Below are 16,754 nucleotides of genomic sequence, written 5' to 3' on the forward strand. Positions count from 1 at the left end.
ACATTTCTGGAACATGTTCCCTGTGGCGAGGGAGCTTGCTCCCGCTGGGCTGCGCAGCAGACCCAAAAAAAACAGAACCGCTAAATTTTTCCGAGTCCTTGAGCCTGAGGCGCCCACCCGATCCAGCGGGAGCAAGCTCCCTCGCCACAAAAAACATTTTTCGCCACAGGTCAGTCGATACTGCGCGGCAACTGCAATGTCACCCGCAACCCACCCTCGCGCAGGTTCTGCAGGCTGACCTCGCCGCCATGGCTATGGGCGATGTTGCGGGCGATGCCCAGGCCCAGGCCGTAACCCTGCTGCTGCCCGGCGAGGCGAAAGTGCGGCTCGAAGACTTGCTCCAGCCGCTGCTCCGGCACGCCGGGGCCTTCGTCATCGACGTGCAGGATGAACGCACTTTCATCGTCGTCGATGTACAGATGGGCGTTCTGCCCGTACTTCAAGGCATTGTCGATCAGGTTGCCGATGCAGCGCTTGAGCGCCAACGGTTTCCCCGGATAGGTCGCCAGTGCCCGCCCGTTCTGGGTCACGCGGCCATTGCCGTTAGGCGCCAGGTAGGGTTCCACCAGGCAGTCGAGCACATGGTTGAGGTCGACCGCTTCGATGTTTTCGTGGATGTCGGTGTCTTTCACGCACTGCAGCGCACCTTTGACCAGCAACTCCAGCTCATCCAGATCGCGGCCGAACTTGGTCTGGAGCGTTTCATCTTCGAGCAATTCGACCCGCAGGCGCAGGCGCGTGATCGGCGTGCGTAAGTCGTGGGAAATCGCGCTGAACAACTGGCTGCGCTCGGTCAGGTAACGGCTGATGCGTTCGCGCATGCTGTTGAATGCACGGCCTACTTCGACCATTTCACTGCCGCCGCTTTCCGCCGCTGGCTCCACTTCGGCGCCCAGGGACATATCCCGCGCGGCCCGCGCCAGGCGTTTCAGCGGCCGGGTTTGCCAGTGCACCAGCAGGCCGATGAACAGCAGCAAAAATACGCTGGTCAGGACGATGAACCACACTTGCTGCGCCGGCAGGCCTTGTTCTTCAAGGCTGGTGTAGGGCTCCGGCAACAGCGAGGCGATGTACAGCCATTCGCCGGGCGCCATCTGGATTTGCGTGACCAGCACCGGCGGGTTGACCGGCTCCAGAGTCAACGCGTAGTGCGCCCAGGAACGCGGCAATTCGTCGAGCTTCAGGCCGTTGTTGAAGATGCGCAGGTCTTCCGGGCTGACGAAGGTTACCGAGATGTCCGCCTCGTTGCCCAAGGACTGGCGCAGCACTTCATGCACGGCCTTGAGCACCGCTTCTTTGCGCGGAGTGATCGGCAGCACGTCCATGCCCAGGGGTTTGTCGTTGAGGGTCACCACGAACCGGGTGCCGCCCATGCTGCGCAACTGGTCGAGCACCAGCGGCCGGTACGCCACCGGCAACGAGCGCAGATAGCTGACCGAGGCGTTCATCGAATGCGCCAGACTGCGAGCGCTGGTCACCAGGCCTTCGAGCTGCGTGGCGCGCAGTTGCGAGACCCAGATCACGCTGGACAGCGCCTGGCCGAAAATCACCGCGATCAGGGTCAGCAGCAGCATGCGCCCGAGCAGCGAGCGCGGCATCGGCACCTGGCTGCCGAGCTTGCGCAGCACCTCAGAGGCCACTGCTGGGAACCACATTGGCGGCCAATTGGTAACCGCTGCCGCGCACGGTGCGAATCAGTCTTGGCGGTTTGTCGGTGTCGCGCAAACGCTGGCGCAGCCGACTGACCGCCATGTCGACGATGCGATCCAGCGGCATCAGGTCACGGCCACGGGTGGCGTTGCCGATGGTGTCGCGGTCGAGGATTTGCTGGGGATGGTCGAGGAACAATTTGAGGAGGGCAAAATCGGCGCCGGACAGAATCACTTCTTCGCCGTCGGTGTGAAACAGCCGATGGCTGACCATGTCCAGCCGCCACTCGTCGAACGCCAGCACTTCGCCACCCACGCGCTCCTGGCCAAACTGAGCGCGGCGCAACAAGGCCTTGATCCGCGCTTGCAACTCTCGCGGGCTGAAAGGTTTGCCCAGGTAATCGTCGGCGCCCAGCTCCAGGCCAATCACCCGATCGGCCTCGTCGGAACTGGCGGTCAGCATGATGATCGGCACCTGGGCTTGACGCGGATGTTGGCGCACCCAGCGGCACAGGCTGAAACCGTCTTCGTCCGGCAGCATCACGTCGAGGATCACCAGGTCACTGGGCGCCTCGTTCAATGCCTGCCGAAAACCGGCACCGTCCGGCGTGGTCCGCACCTGGAACCCGGCGCGGGTCAGGTAGGTGTCCAGCAACTCGCGTATCTCTTGATCATCATCGACCAACAAAATCGACTTGTTGACTGAGCTCACGGGGGCATCGTCCTTGTGGGTGTGGGTGGGGGCGGATTATGCCTGATGCGGATCCAAAGACGCCTGTGCTTTTGTGGCGAGGGAGCTCGCTCGCGCTTGAGTGCGCAGCACTCACACACTTAACGATCGACGGGAGAACTTGCGGCGGCTTCGCTGCCCGGCGGCGGGCAGCTCCCTCGCTGGTGCTTACGCAGACTTTGCTTGATCCAGCGCCACACCCGCGCCCATCAGCCCGGAATACGGGGCCGTCACCAGCCACACCGGGATGCCTTTGAAGTAGTCGCTCATGCAGCCCTTGTCGGCAAAGCTGCGGGCGAAACCGCTTTCGAGGAAGAATTCGGCGAACCGTGGCACCACGCCGCCGACGATGTACACACCGCCACGCCCGCCGGTGGTCAGCACGTTGTTCCCGGCCACGCGACCGAGCCAGCAACTGAATTGCTCGAGCACTTCCAGGGCCACCGGGTCGCCGGCCAGGGCGGCGGCAGTCACCTCTTCCGGCGAGTCGAACTGCGGCTCATGGCCGTCCACCGCGCAAATCGCCCGGTAGACCCGAGGCAAGCCGCCGCCGCTCAGGGCAGTCTCGGCGCTGACGTGGCCGATTTCGTCGTGAATGTGTTGCCAGAGTTGTGTTTCGCGCACGCTGCCCAATGGCAGGTCGACGTGGCCGCCCTCCCCCGGCAACGCAGCAAAGCGGCCTTCGCCGAGATTCAACAGGGTGCCGACGCCGAGCCCGGTGCCCGGCCCGATCACAACCGCCGGACGCATCGGCTCCGGCGTGCCTTCGCAGACCACGCGGAACTCGTCAGGCTGCAAGCGCGTCATGCCCAGGGCCATGGCCGAGAAATCGTTGACCAGCAGCAAGCGCTCAACCTGCAAAGCCTTGCAGAAGGCCTTGCTGCTCAGGCGCCAGTGGTTGTTGGTGAACTTGAACTCATCGCCACCCACCGGGCCGGCCACCGACAGGCATACCGACCCGACATCGCCAGGCTTGAGGCCGAGGCCGCTGAGGTACAGGCTGATCGCCTCTTCCGGGCTGGCGTGATCGGCCGTGGCCAGCACTTGCACCGCTTCGAGCTGATGATCTTTCCACAACGCGAACCGCGCGTTGGTGCCACCGATGTCACCGACCAAGGCCAATTTCAATTAAGCGTCTCCAGGGCAGAGGTAAAGGCGCTGGCGCCTTGCTCTGCCGAGCTGAACGCCATGCGCATGAAACCAAACAGTTCGCGCCCACTGCCGACGTTATTGCCCAGCAGACCTTTGGCCGGGGTGCGCGCGGCGAACTCGTCAGCGTCTACCAGCAACTCGAGAGTGCCGTTGACGCCATCGACGCGGATCATATCGCCCTCTTGCACCCGCGCCAAAGCACCACCGACATAAGCTTCGGGGCTGACGTGGATCGCCGCGGGGATTTTCCCCGACGCGCCGGACATGCGCCCGTCGGTCACCAGCGCGACTTTGAAGCCGCGATCCTGAAGCACGCCGAGGAACGGAGTCATTTTGTGCAGCTCCGGCATGCCGTTGGAACGCGGGCCCTGGAAGCGCATCACCGCGACGAAGTCCTTCTCCAGCAAGCCGGCCTTGAACGCATCGGCCAGGTCTTGCTGATCCTGAAACACCATGGCCGGCGCCTCGACGAATTGATGTTCAAGGGCCACCGCCGAGACTTTCATCACCCCACGGCCCAAGTTGCCTTCCATCACCCGCAAGCCACCTTCCGGCGAGAACGCACGGGCTACCGGGCGCAGGATGTTTTCGTCGAGGCTGTCAGTCGGGCCTTCGCGCCAGACCAGTTGCCCGTTGTCGAGGAACGGCTCTTGGGTGTAGCGGCTCAGGCCGTGGCCTAGCACGGTGTTGACGTTTTCGTGGAGCAGGCCTGCCTCCAGCAATTCGCGGATCAGGAACGACATGCCGCCTGCGGCCTGGAAGTGGTTGATGTCGGCTTTGCCATTTGGATAAACGTGGCTGAGGGTCGGCACCACTTCCGAGAGGTCGGCCATGTCCTGCCAGGTCAGTTGAATCCCGGCGGCCATGGCGATGGCCGGCATGTGCAAGGTGTGGTTGGTCGAACCGCCGGTAGCGTGCAGCGCGACGATGGAGTTGACCAGCGAACGCTCATCGACGATTTCGCCGATTGGCATGAAGTGACCGTTCTGCTTGGTCAGGCGCGTGACCTGGTGCGCGGCTTCGCGGGTCAGGGCATCGCGCAGCGGCGTGTTCGGGTTGACGAACGAGGCGCCCGGCAAGTGCAGGCCCATGACTTCCATCAGCAACTGGTTGGTGTTGGCGGTGCCGTAGAAGGTGCAGGTGCCGGGGCTGTGGTAGGACTTCATCTCCGACTCCAGCAGCTCTTCGCGGGTGGCCTTGCCTTCCGCGTACTTCTGCCGCACGTCGGCTTTTTCCTTGTTGGAAATCCCCGAGACCATCGGCCCGCCCGGGACAAAAATGGTCGGCAGATGACCGAAGCGCAGCGCCCCCATCATCAGGCCCGGGACGATCTTGTCGCAAATGCCCAGCATCAGCGCGCCGTCGAACATGTTGTGCGACAGCGCCACGGCCGTGGACAACGCGATCACTTCGCGGCTCGGCAGGCTCAGCTCCATGCCTGGCTCGCCTTGGGTCACGCCGTCGCACATGGCGGGCGTGCCGCCGGCGAACTGGCCGACCGAGCCGATTTCGCGCAGCGCTTCCTTGATCTGTTGTGGGAATACTTCGTAGGGCTGATGCGCCGAGAGCATGTCGTTATATGACGAAACAATTGCGATGTTGGCCGCGTTCATCATCCGCAGGCTGTGCTTGTCTTCGCTACCGCAACCGGCCACGCCGTGGGCAAAGTTGGCGCATTGCAGCTTGCCGCGCATCGGACCGTCGCTGGCAGCGCCGCGAATGAGCGCAAGGTAAGCCTCACGGGTGGCACGGCTGCGGGCAATAAGCCGTTCGGTGACCTCAAGAACGCGGGGATGCATGTGTAGAACTCCAGGCTAACGGATGTGGCGACCTGATTGTCTATGCTGATCAAAAGCCGCTTAGAGGGGAACGACAAGCGGTTTTTTTGACCATTCGGACCAGTTGATTCAGGTCACTCGTTGTAGATAAAACAAAATATTGCCACTAAAAAGGCTTGTTTTCTATTTTTATGCGAATAATCTTGTAATTCCAACAACAAAACGACGGCAGCGCTGTTCAATGACTCTTCGAATCGCAATCAATGGTTTTGGCCGTATCGGCCGTAATGTCCTGCGCGCACTGTATACCCAAGGCTATCGTCAGGATTTGCAGATCGTCGCCATCAATGATTTGGGCGACAGCTCGATCAACGCTCATTTGCTTAAGTACGACACCGTTCACGGCACGTTCGATGCGGAAGTCCAGCACGATAATGAGAGTCTGACCGTCAACGGGGACCGCATTGCCGTCAGCGCCATTCGCAACCCGGCCGAACTGCCTTGGGCCGCCGAAAAAATCGACGTGGTGTTCGAATGCACCGGTCTGTTCACCGACCGCGCCAAAGCCGCCGCGCACATCAGCGCCGGCGCACGCAAAGTGATTATCTCGGCCCCGGCCAAAGGCGCCGACGCCACCGTGGTGTACGGGGTCAACCACGACATTCTGCGCCAATCGCACCAGATCATTTCCAACGCCTCGTGCACCACCAACTGCCTGGCGCCGGTCGCCCAAGTGCTGCATCGCGAGTTGGGCATCGAAAGCGGCCTGATGACCACCATTCACGCCTACACCAACGACCAGAACCTGACGGACGTCTACCACACCGACCCGTACCGCGCCCGTTCGGCCACGCAGAACATGATCCCGAGCAAGACCGGCGCCGCTGAAGCAGTGGGCCTGGTGCTGCCGGAACTGGCGGGCAAGTTGACCGGCATGGCGGTGCGCGTCCCGGTGATCAATGTGTCGCTGGTCGACCTGACCGTGCAGCTCAAGCGCGAAGCCAGCGCCGACGAGGTCAATGCGCTGCTCAAGGACGCCAGCCAGCATTCGAAAATCCTCGGTTACAACACCCTGCCGCTGGTCTCCAGCGACTTCAACCATAACCCGCTGTCGTCGATCTTCGATGCCAACCACACCAAGGTCAGCGGCAAGCTGCTGAAGGTACTGGCCTGGTATGACAACGAGTGGGGATTCTCCAACCGCATGCTCGATAACTGCCTGGCGCTGTGTAACGCCGAATAATGCGCCACCGGGTATTTCGCGGCATTACAGATCGCTCACAAATCTGCGCTTGACCGTTCGGGCGGATGATAAGCATTATCATTCGCTCGAAATGGATCAGGTCAGCCCGTGAGTCAGTCGCGCTTCAATCATGTGTTCCTCGCCCAGCGTATTTCCCTGCTGCGCACCCTGGAACGAATGGTCAACAACCCCAGCACCGCCGAAGACCTGTTGCAGGAGACCTACCTGCGCGTGACGCGGGCGCTGAGCGAACGGGCTATCGATCACCTCGAACCTTTCGTGTTCCAGACCGCGCGCAACCTGGCGCTGGATCATTTGCGTGCGCGGCGCATCCAGTCGCGCACCATGCTCGACGATGTGCCGCTCGACGTGGTGCAAAGCGTCGCCGCCCCCGCCAGCAGCGCCGAGGATGCCGCCCATGCCGAACAGTTGCTCGAGCGTTTGAACGTCAGCCTCGGTGAACTCAGCGCCCGGCAGCAGCAAATCTTTATCCTCAGCCGCCTGCACGGCCACAGTTATCTGGAAATCGCCGAGCAACTGGGCGTATCGCTCAGCACGGTGCAGAAGGAATTGAAACTGATCATGGCCGTTTGCGTCGGCGTGGTTGAGCGCAGTGACAACCGCTTCAAGTGAAGCGCATGACTTGCAGCCTGCGGCTCGAAGCTAGAAACTGCGCTCCTGCCCCCTCCGAGGAAACACCGTGACGGACACCCATCGCTCCCATTCGCCTGAGCAGGCGCGGGACTCTGCCGATGCCATGGACCAGGCGCTGGACTGGCTCATCGTGCTGGGCAGTCCGAGCGATGAACAGACGCGCGAGTTCCATGCGTGGCTGGCGGCCGATCCGCTGCATGCCCAAGCGTTCGCCAAGGCCCAGGCGATCTGGGACGGGCCGCAAGTGATCCAATGTGCGCAAAGCCTGGCCGCCCTGCCGCATAAAGTCACCTGGCGTTCGCGCCTGCGCCCGCACTGGAAACCAATGGCCACCGCTGCAGTGCTGGTGCTCGGTTTATTCAGTTTCAGCAACCTGCCGCTGCGTCTGCAAGCCGATCACTTGACCGTGGTTGGCGAGCGCCAGCGCCTGCAACTTGAAGACGGCTCGAAAGTCCTGCTGAACACTAACTCGGCGTTTTCCAGCACCATTAACGATCAGCGCCGCGTTGCCCGCTTGTATCAGGGCGAGGCGTTCTTCGAAGTGCCGGCCAATCGTGGCCAGCCGCTGGAAATCGACGCTGGCCCGGTGCAGGCCAGCGTCCACGACACCGCATTCGCCGTGCGCTACCTCGACGGCGTGACGCAAGTGCAGGTGCAGCGCGGCGACGTCGACCTGCGCGCCACCCGTGACGATGCCCGCGTGCGCCTGTCGGCCGGGGAAAGCATCCGCATCGGCCCCAATGGTTTCGACCGCCCCGCTAAACTCGATGCCGCCACCGACCTGGCCTGGGTCCAGGGCCGGCTGGTGTTCGAGAACTGCCCGCTCAGCCAGGTGCTGACCGAACTGCGGCGCTATTACCCCGGCTGGATCATCAATAACAACGAACAGTTGGCCGAGGTCAACGTGACCGGCAATTACCGCCTCGACCAGCCACTGGACATCGTGCGTTCACTGGCGCACATCACCTCCGCACGCCTGCAGGAGTTTCCGGCGCTGGTGATCCTGAACTAAATGAGAATTATTTTTACTCGATAAGCGCAACCCGTTCGTCTCGTTATAGCCAATGCAATTGATTCGCATCTCGCGATGCAATCTGCACCTATAAAGATTCGTGCGACACGGAGCGCTATCGATGTCCTCACGCCAGACCCGCCAGACCTCTTCACCGACCCGCATGCTATCGCTGCTGACCGCCGCCATCCTCACGGCCGGCACCGCACCGCTGATGGCCGCCACTGCGACCGAGCCCACGCCGCGCAACATGGGTGATTACCAATTTGCCATCGCCCGGCAACCGCTGGTCTCGGCGCTAAATGCCTTTACCGCCGTGACCGGTTGGCAGGTGGGCATGTCCGCCGACCTGGCGCAAGGCGTCGACTCGCCGGGGGTGCAGGGTTCCCTGGCACCAGAGAAAGCTTTGGAGCGTTTGTTGGTGGGGACCGACCTGAGCTACCGCAAATTGGGCAACAACAACATCGTCCTGGAAAAACGCAATCTCGCCGGCGCGCTCAATCTGCAGCAGGTGACCATCAGCGCCACTCGCCAGGAACAAAACATTTCCAGCGTACCAAGCACCGTCAGTGTCGCGACGCGCGAAGAGCTGGACCGCAACAACGTCAACTCCATCAAGGATCTGGTGCGTTACGAACCGGGTGTTTCGGTGGGCGGCGCCGGCCAGCGCGCCGGTATCACTGGCTATAACATCCGCGGCATCGACGGCGACCGCGTGCTGACCCAAATCGACGGCGTGCAAGTGCCGGACAGCTTCTTCAACGGCCCCTACGCGCAGACCAACCGCAATTACGTCGACCCGGAAATCGTCAAGCGCGTGGAAATCCTCCGCGGCCCGGCCTCAGTGCTGTACGGCAGCAACGCGATCGGCGGCGCCGTCAGTTATTACACCCTTGATCCGGACGACATCATCAAACCGGGCCAGGACGTCGGCGCGCGGCTGAAGACCGGCTACAGCTCGGCGGACGACAGTTGGCTGACCTCCGGCACCGTCGCCGGCCGCACCGGCGAGTTCGACGGTTTGCTGCACCTGAGCCAACGCAATGGCCACGAAACCGAGTCCTACGGCGAACACAGCGGCATCGGCCTGAACCGCACCGAAGCCAACCCTGAAGACGTGCGCACCACCAACATCCTCGCCAAACTGGGCTGGAACTACGCCGACGACGCGCGCTTCGGCCTGACTTACGAGCATTACAAGGACGACCGCGACACCAACCAGTTGAGTGCCGTCGGTGGCCCGTTCAACGCGGGTCGCGGCTTTGGCTTCTACAAGTCGCGCACCGGCAACGACACCGTGTCCCGCGAGCGTTTCGGCCTGGAACACAGCTTCGGCCTCGACAGCCTGCTGGCGGACAACATCAAGTGGTCGTTGAACTACCAGATTGCCAAGACCGACCAGACCACCGAAGAAATCTACGCGCCATCGCGTACCGTGCTGCGTGAGCGCAACACCACCTACAAAGATCGCCAGTGGGTATTCGACGCTCAGGCGGACAAGGCTTTCGCGATGGCCGACACCGATCACTTGGTCACTTACGGCACCACCATCAAGCAGGACAAAGTCACCGGCCTGCGCACCGGCAGCGGCACCTGCCTGACCGTGTTCGGCGCCTGCCGGGTGATCGGTGCGCCGAGCGCGGCCGATGCCTTACGTCCGGCGAGCGACTTCCCCGACCCGACCATCAACAGCTACAGCCTGTTTGCCCAGGACCAGATCAGTTGGGGCAACTGGACCTTCGTGCCCGGCGCTCGCTACGACTACACCGAGCTCAAGCCGCACATCACCAGCGAGTTCCTCACCACTGCGGATCAGAGCGGCAATGGCACGGTAAGCGACGAGACCAAGACCTGGCATCGCCTGTCGCCGAAGTTTGGCACCACCTATAGCTTCAACGACCACTACACCTGGTACGGCCAGTACGCCGAAGGTTTCCGTACACCGACCGCCAAGGCGTTGTATGGCCGCTTCGAGAACCTGGCGGGCGGCTATCGGGTCGAGCCGAATTCCGATCTCGAGCCGGAAAAGAGCAAGAGCTATGAAACCGGTCTGCGTGGCCAGTTCGACGCGGGCACTTTCGATGTGGCGGTGTTCTACAACAAATACCGCGACTTCATCGACGAGAACGCCATCACCCCCGGCTACACCGAGACCACCTTCCAGAGCAACAACATCAAGCACGCCACCATCAAAGGCGTGGAACTCAAGGGTCGCCTGAACCTGGACAGCCTCGGTGCGCCGAGCGGCCTCTACACCCAAAGCTCGGTGGCCTACCTATATGGCCGTAACGACGACAGCGGGCAGCCGCTGAACAGCATCAACCCGCTGACCGGCGTGTTCGGCCTGGGTTATGACCAGGACAATTATGGCGCCCTATTGAGCTGGACCCTGGTCAAGCGCAAGGACCGCGTCGACAGCACCAGCTTCAAGACCCCTGACGGCACCAGCACCCAATTCAAGACCCCAGGCTACGGCGTGCTCGACCTGGCCGGTTTCTACAAGGTTACCGACGACGTGACCATCAATGCCGGCCTGTACAACCTGACCGACAAGAAATACTGGCAGTGGGACGACGTGCGCGGCTACGACAGCGTCGGCGAAGCCTCGGTTACCCAGCCGGCCAACCTTGATCGCCTGACCCAGCCAGGTCGCAACTTCGCGGTCAATCTGGTCTGGGACATCTGATCCGGACGTGACCTGAACCACCTCGGCGCTCGCCCCACGACAGCGAGGCGCTGAGGTTTTTTTTACTGTCGCGTGCCTTGCCGTTCGTCTCGTTATCAAGCGCCTCTATTTTTCAAGGAAACTCCATGACCGCTCAGGACACTGTTCAACTCCCTGCCCTGCGTTCACAACGGCTGAACCAGATCACCAATGAACCACACACCAAGCTCGATGCCCTGGTCAAAGCCCACGCGCCGTTCGAAACCCAAGCCAATTTCGCCCGCTTCGTAGTTGCCCAGTATCTGTTCCAGTCGGAACTGGTGGCGCTGTACAACGATGCCGAGCTCACCGCCATCGTCCCCGACTTGCCCGCACGCTGCCGCGCGGAAGCGGCCAAAGCCGACCTCGCCGATCTCGACACGGACATGCCGGAACCGGTGGCCGGCGCAGTCAGCAATCCCACCAAGACTGAAGCCCTGGGCTGGCTGTTCGTCTCCGAGGGTTCCAAGCTCGGTGCTGCGTTCCTGATCAAGCGCGCCGTCGGCCTGGGCTTGAGCGAAACCTTTGGCGCCCGTCACCTCGGCGAACCGGCCGGCGGTCGTGCCCAAGGCTGGAAATCCTTCGTAAAAACCCTCGATTCGCTGACCTTGAGCGCTGAAGAAGAGGCGGATCTGGATAAAGGCGCGCTGGCTGCGTTCAACCGCTTTACTCTGTTGCTGGAACAGGCTTACTCCCCTGAGCCGGCACTTGTCTGATTCATTACAACGTCCTCTGGCAATGATTCTCCAGTGGGAGCGAGCCTGCTCGCGAAGGCATTCTGACAGTTGCATTTAAAATGATTGATACGCCGCTTTCGCGAGCAGGCTCGCTCCCACAATGCCCCAAGCAGGCCTGCAACTTCCCGAGTTCTAGCAAAATCACATGCCTCGTATCGCCACCTCCAGACTCGCCCGCCTGCTGTTCGCCCTCCTCGCCTACCTCAGCCTGGGTATTGGCTTGGTCGCAATCGTCATTCCGGGACTACCGACCACTGAATTCATCCTGCTCGCAGCCTGGGCCGCAACCAAGAGTTCGCCGCGCCTGAGCGCCTGGCTGGAACAGCATCGGCTGTTCGGCCCGATACTCAACAATTGGCACAACGGCAAACGAGTTGCCCGGCGCGCCAAGGTCAGCGCCACGATCAGCATGCTTATATGCGCCGGTCTGATGTTGGTGCTGCTCGATCATGGCTGGCCGATCTACCTGGCGATTGTCGGCATGGGCCTGGGCAATCTATGGATCTGGTCGCGCCCGGAACCCCTGCCCTTTCCGCCGAGCCACTGAACCGCTTTTTGTTTTATGCTCGACGCTCTCGCTTCGGAGGGCCTTTGATGACCGATCTGCTCACGTCTCTGCAAACCGCGCTCGGCTTGCCCGTCACGCCCCTGTCTTTCACGTCGAGCGGCGCGCTGCCCTCGGCGTTCGCCGTCACCGAACTGGCCAGCACCAGCATCGCGGTGGCCGGCCAGGCGGTTAGCCAGTTGCTCGAACAGCAAACCGGCCGTTTACCCGCAGTGGAAGTCGACCAGCGCCTGGCCTCGTTCTGGTTCGCCACGTCGATCCGCCCCGTAGGCTGGAGCGTGCCGCCGATGTGGGACGCGTTGGCCGGGGATTACCCGACCAAGGACGGCTGGATTCGCCTGCACACCAACGCACCGCACCATCGCCTCGCGGCCGAAGCGGTGCTCGGCCGCTGCGGCGACCGGGCGGCAACCGCGCAAAAAGTCGCGAAGTGGAGCAGTGCCGAACTGGAAGATGCCGTGGTCAACGCCGGAGGCTGCGCCGCCGAAATGCGCACCTGGGCGCAATGGCAAACCCACCCGCAAGGCCTGGCGGTAAACGCCGAGCCGCTGGTTCAGTACGGCATCAGCGGCAACAACCTCACGCCTTGGCAAGGTTCGGTGGCCCAGCCGCTGGCCGGCGTCAAAGTGCTGGACCTCACCCGCGTACTCGCCGGCCCCACTGCCAGCCGCTTGCTCGCCGGGCTTGGCGCCAACGTGTTGCGCATTGACCCGCCGACGTGGAATGAACCCGGTGTCGTGCCGGAAGTGACCTTGGGCAAACGCTGCGCCCGCCTCGATTTGCACAACAGCGAAGACCGCGCGGTCTTCGAAAGCCTGCTCAAGGACGCCGATATTCTGCTGCACGGCTACCGTGCCGATGCCCTGGACGGCCTGGGTTTTGGCGAAGAACAACGCCAGCAACTCAACCCCGGGCTGATCGACGTCGGCCTCAACGCTTACGGCTGGAGCGGCCCGTGGCAATACCGCCGTGGCTTCGACAGCCTGGTGCAGATGAGCAGCGGTATCGCCGCCGCCGGCCAGCAATGGAAACAGGCCGATCAGCCCACGCCGCTGCCGGTGCAAGCACTGGACCACGCCACCGGTTATTTGATGGCGGCGAGTGCGATTCAACTCCTGGCGCAACGCTTGTCGTCCGGCGCAGCCGGCTCGGCACGGCTGTCACTGGCCCGCACTGCCAAGCAATTGATCGAATATGGGCCGGGCGTCCGTGAGCCGCTTCGGCCGGAGGATGAACAGGACCAAGGTGTGCTGGTGGAGCAAACACCGTGGGGGCCGGCGCATCGCTTGCAGGTACCGTTGAAAATCATCGGCACGCCGGTGCAATGGGCATTGCCAGCAACCGAACTGGGCTCGCACCGGGCTCAGTGGTAGCACGCTGCCCCATCGTCGGCTGATCGTTGGCCGATTGTTCCCACGCTCCAGCGTGGGAGCGTCTCAAACGCTCAAACTCGTAAATATACATAAACCGCAATTACATCTAATAAATAGGGTGAAATAAACGCTATTGTTTAGAAGCGCTTACGCCACGCTGCAGCTTATTGATGTCATGCCTTTTAAAAGATCTCCAAGCTCAGGCATTTGCGAACCGCTGAAAACCCACTAACTTAATGTCTCCAAAGATATTTATTTATCACCATCCAAACACCAGAAAAGCTTCTGGAAAAGGCCTTCCAGCGACTCAGTTAATATTTAGCATGCTTCCCAATTCATTCATCACCAATGGAATTGGGTGATGTACTGATCCATGTCAGTTGTTTGTCATTCAATCGGACGTACCCTGCGATCTCTCTTCTCCGCAATGGAGTTATGTAATGTCTGTAGCTTCCGGAAAACTTCGACTCGGCGCCCTGGTGGCGCTGGTCGTCGGCTCAATGATCGGTGGCGGGATATTCTCTTTGCCGCAAAACATGGCGGCCAGTGCCGATGTCGGTGCGGTGTTGATTGGCTGGGCCATCACCGCAGTCGGCATGCTCACCCTCGCGTTCGTTTTCCAGACACTGGCCAACCGCAAGCCCGACCTGGACGCAGGCGTGTACGCCTACGCCAAGGCCGGTTTCGGCGACTACATGGGGTTCTCGTCGGCCTGGGGCTATTGGATCAGTGCGTGGTTGGGCAACGTCGGTTATTTCGTGCTGCTGTTCAGCACCTTGGGCTATTTCTTTCCGGTGTTCGGCGAAGGCAATACCTTAGCGGCAGTAATCGGCGCGTCGGTGCTGCTCTGGGCGGTGCACGTCCTGGTGCTGCGCGGGATCAAGGAAGCGGCGTTCATCAACCTGGTGACCACCGTCGCCAAGGTCGTGCCGCTGCTGCTGTTCGTATTGATCGCGGTGTTCGCCTTCAAGCTCGACATCTTCACCGCAGACATTTGGGGCCTGGAGAATCCTGACTTGGGCAGCGTAATGAGCCAGGTGCGCAACATGATGCTGGTCACCGTGTGGGTGTTTATCGGCATTGAAGGCGCGAGTATTTTTTCGGCGCGGGCGGAAAAACGCAGCGACGTGGGTAAAGCCACGGTCATCGGGTTTATCACCGTGCTGCTGTTCCTGGTGCTGGTCAACGTGCTGTCGCTGGGGATCATGACCCAGCCGGAACTGGCCAAACTGCAAAACCCGTCGATGGCAGCAGTGCTCGAACACGTGGTCGGGCACTGGGGCGCAGTGCTGATCAGCGTTGGCCTGATTATTTCGCTGCTCGGCGCGCTGCTGTCGTGGGTGCTGTTATGCGCGGAGATCATGTTCGCCGCCGCCAAGGACCACACCATGCCGGCTTTTCTGCGCAAGGAAAACGCCAACCACGTACCGGTCAATGCGCTGTGGCTGACCAATGCCATGGTCCAGGTGTTCCTGATCATCACGCTGTTTTCCGCCAGCACTTACCTGTCGCTGATCTACCTCGCCACCTCGATGATTCTGGTGCCCTACCTCTGGTCTGCGGCCTATGCGCTGTTGTTGGCAGTGCGCGGCGAGGGTTACGAAAACGCCTTGGCCGAGCGTAGGAAAGACCTGTTTATCGCAGGCGTCGCGGTGGTCTACGCGCTTTGGCTGCTGTATGCCGGCGGCGTCAAATACTTGCTGCTCTCCGCTTTGCTGTATGCACCCGGCGCGATCCTGTTTGCCAAGGCCAAACGCGAAGTCGGCAAAGCGGTATTCACCCCTGTCGAGAAGCTGATTTTCGTCGCCGTGGCGGTAGGCGCCCTGGTGGCGGCCTATGGTTTGTATGACGGCTTCCTGACCCTGTGATCGATCACGGCACCACTCCTGGAGAATCTGTAATGAGCACCGAAAAAGTGAAGTACGGCGTCCACTCCGAAGCCGGAAAACTGCGTAAGGTCATGGTGTGCTCCCCAGGCCTGGCCCATCAGCGGCTAACCCCGAACAACTGCGATGAATTGCTGTTCGACGACGTGCTGTGGGTAGCTCAGGCCAAGCGTGACCACTTCGATTTCGTCACTAAAATGCGCGAACGCAACATCGACGTGCTGGAAATGCACAACCTGTTGACCGACATCGTCGCCATCCCCGAAGCCTTGGACTGGATACTCGATCGCAAGATCAGCGCCAACTCGGTCGGCCTCGGCCTGGTCAATGAAGTCGGCTCGTGGCTGCGCAGCCTGGAGCCGCGCAAGATCGCCGAGTTCCTGATCGGCGGCGTGTCGGCGGACGACCTGCCCGACAGCTTCGGCGGCAAGACTATCGAGATGTTCCGCGACTTCCTCGGCCACTCCAGCTTCATCCTGCCGCCGCTGCCCAACACCCAGTTCACCCGCGACACCACGTGCTGGATCTACGGCGGCGTAACGCTCAACCCGATGCACTGGCCGGCGCGCCGCCAGGAGACTTTACTCGCCAGCGCTATCTACCGCTTCCATCCCGAGTTCACTCACGCTGAGTTTCAAATCTGGTACGGCGACCCGGACCGGGACCACGGCAGCGCGACCCTCGAAGGGGGCGACGTGATGCCGATCGGCAACGGCGTGGTATTGATCGGCATGGGCGAACGCTCGTCGCGCCAGGCCATCGGTCAACTGGCGCTGAGCCTGTTCAAGCACAACGCCGTTGAGCGAGTGATCGTCGCCGGCCTGCCGAAATCCCGCGCGGCGATGCACCTGGACACGGTGTTCAGCTTCTGCGACCGAGACTTGGTCACGGTATTCCCGGAAGTGGTCAGCCAGATCGTTGCGTTCAGCCTGCGTCCTGACGCGAGCAAACCCGGCGGCATCGACGTGCGTCGCGAAGAGTCCAGTTTCATCGACACCGTGGCTGCGGCGCTCAACCTCAAGCAACTGCGGGTGGTCGAGACCGGCGGCAACAGCTTCGCCGCCGAACGTGAGCAATGGGACGACGGCAACAACGTGGTGGCGCTGGAGCCCGGCGTGGTCATCGGCTATGACCGCAACACCTACACCAACACCTTGCTGCGCAAGGCCGGCGTCGAAGTCATCACCATCAGCGCCGGCGAACTCGGCCGTGGCCGTGGCGGCGGCCATTGCATGACCTGCCCGATCATCCGCGACCCGATCGATTACTGA

At 61.7% G+C, this 16,754-nt stretch carries 13 protein-coding genes; 9 read left to right on the forward strand and 4 right to left on the reverse strand.

The annotated features are described in order from the left end of the window. Positions 1 to 170 precede the first annotated feature (170 nt). From RG836_RS18985 to edd, 4 genes are all read right to left on the reverse strand, one after another. On the reverse strand, positions 171 to 1,640 hold the full coding sequence (locus tag RG836_RS18985; protein WP_310848391.1) for an ATP-binding protein: 1,470 nt from the start codon (positions 1,638 to 1,640) through the stop codon (positions 171 to 173). Further along, a complete protein-coding gene (locus RG836_RS18990) occupies positions 1,630 to 2,361 on the reverse strand; it encodes a response regulator transcription factor (RefSeq protein ID WP_310848393.1) in 732 nt (243 codons plus the stop codon). Before RG836_RS18990 ends, RG836_RS18985 begins: the two co-directional genes overlap by 11 nt. 186 nt (positions 2,362 to 2,547) lie before the next feature. Next, a complete protein-coding gene (locus RG836_RS18995) occupies positions 2,548 to 3,507 on the reverse strand; it encodes a glucokinase (RefSeq protein ID WP_310848395.1) in 960 nt (319 codons plus the stop codon). Continuing rightward, positions 3,504 to 5,330, reverse strand: coding sequence for a phosphogluconate dehydratase (gene edd / locus RG836_RS19000; protein WP_310848397.1), 1,827 nt, complete (start codon positions 5,328 to 5,330; stop codon positions 3,504 to 3,506). Before edd ends, RG836_RS18995 begins: the two co-directional genes overlap by 4 nt. 220 nt (positions 5,331 to 5,550) lie before the next feature. On the opposite strand from edd, the gene gap reads away from it, so the two are divergent. From gap to arcA, 9 genes are all read left to right on the forward strand, one after another. Next, entirely contained in the window at positions 5,551 to 6,552 is a 1,002-nt protein-coding gene (gene gap, locus RG836_RS19005; protein ID WP_310848399.1) for a type I glyceraldehyde-3-phosphate dehydrogenase, read from the forward strand. A gap of 108 nt (positions 6,553 to 6,660) precedes the next feature. After that, a complete protein-coding gene (locus tag RG836_RS19010; protein ID WP_310848401.1) occupies positions 6,661 to 7,185 on the forward strand; it encodes an RNA polymerase sigma factor in 525 nt (174 codons plus the stop codon). Positions 7,186 to 7,252: 67 nt separating this feature from the next. Then, positions 7,253 to 8,218 carry a FecR family protein gene (locus RG836_RS19015; protein WP_310848403.1) on the forward strand — a complete coding sequence of 322 codons (966 nt, stop codon included), beginning with the start codon at positions 7,253 to 7,255 and terminating at the stop codon, positions 8,216 to 8,218. A gap of 121 nt (positions 8,219 to 8,339) precedes the next feature. Continuing rightward, entirely contained in the window at positions 8,340 to 10,904 is a 2,565-nt protein-coding gene (locus RG836_RS19020) for a TonB-dependent receptor (RefSeq protein ID WP_310848405.1), read from the forward strand. A gap of 125 nt (positions 10,905 to 11,029) precedes the next feature. Continuing rightward, entirely contained in the window at positions 11,030 to 11,638 is a 609-nt protein-coding gene (locus RG836_RS19025) for a biliverdin-producing heme oxygenase (protein ID WP_310848407.1), read from the forward strand. Between the two features lie 166 nt (positions 11,639 to 11,804). Beyond that, positions 11,805 to 12,206 carry a YbaN family protein gene (locus RG836_RS19030; RefSeq protein ID WP_310848409.1) on the forward strand — a complete coding sequence of 134 codons (402 nt, stop codon included), beginning with the start codon at positions 11,805 to 11,807 and terminating at the stop codon, positions 12,204 to 12,206. A 47-nt stretch (positions 12,207 to 12,253) separates the two neighbouring features. Continuing rightward, positions 12,254 to 13,597 carry a CoA transferase gene (locus tag RG836_RS19035; protein ID WP_310848410.1) on the forward strand — a complete coding sequence of 448 codons (1,344 nt, stop codon included), beginning with the start codon at positions 12,254 to 12,256 and terminating at the stop codon, positions 13,595 to 13,597. A gap of 440 nt (positions 13,598 to 14,037) precedes the next feature. Continuing rightward, positions 14,038 to 15,465 (forward strand): arginine-ornithine antiporter, encoded by a 1,428-nt coding sequence (gene arcD, locus RG836_RS19040; RefSeq protein WP_310848412.1) that lies wholly within the window; start codon positions 14,038 to 14,040, stop codon positions 15,463 to 15,465. 32 nt (positions 15,466 to 15,497) lie between these two features. After that, a complete protein-coding gene (arcA, locus tag RG836_RS19045; protein WP_310848414.1) occupies positions 15,498 to 16,754 on the forward strand; it encodes an arginine deiminase in 1,257 nt (418 codons plus the stop codon).

Origin of the sequence: Pseudomonas rhizozeae, assembly GCF_031583775.1 — a bacterium.
Lineage (GTDB): Bacteria > Pseudomonadota > Gammaproteobacteria > Pseudomonadales > Pseudomonadaceae > Aquipseudomonas.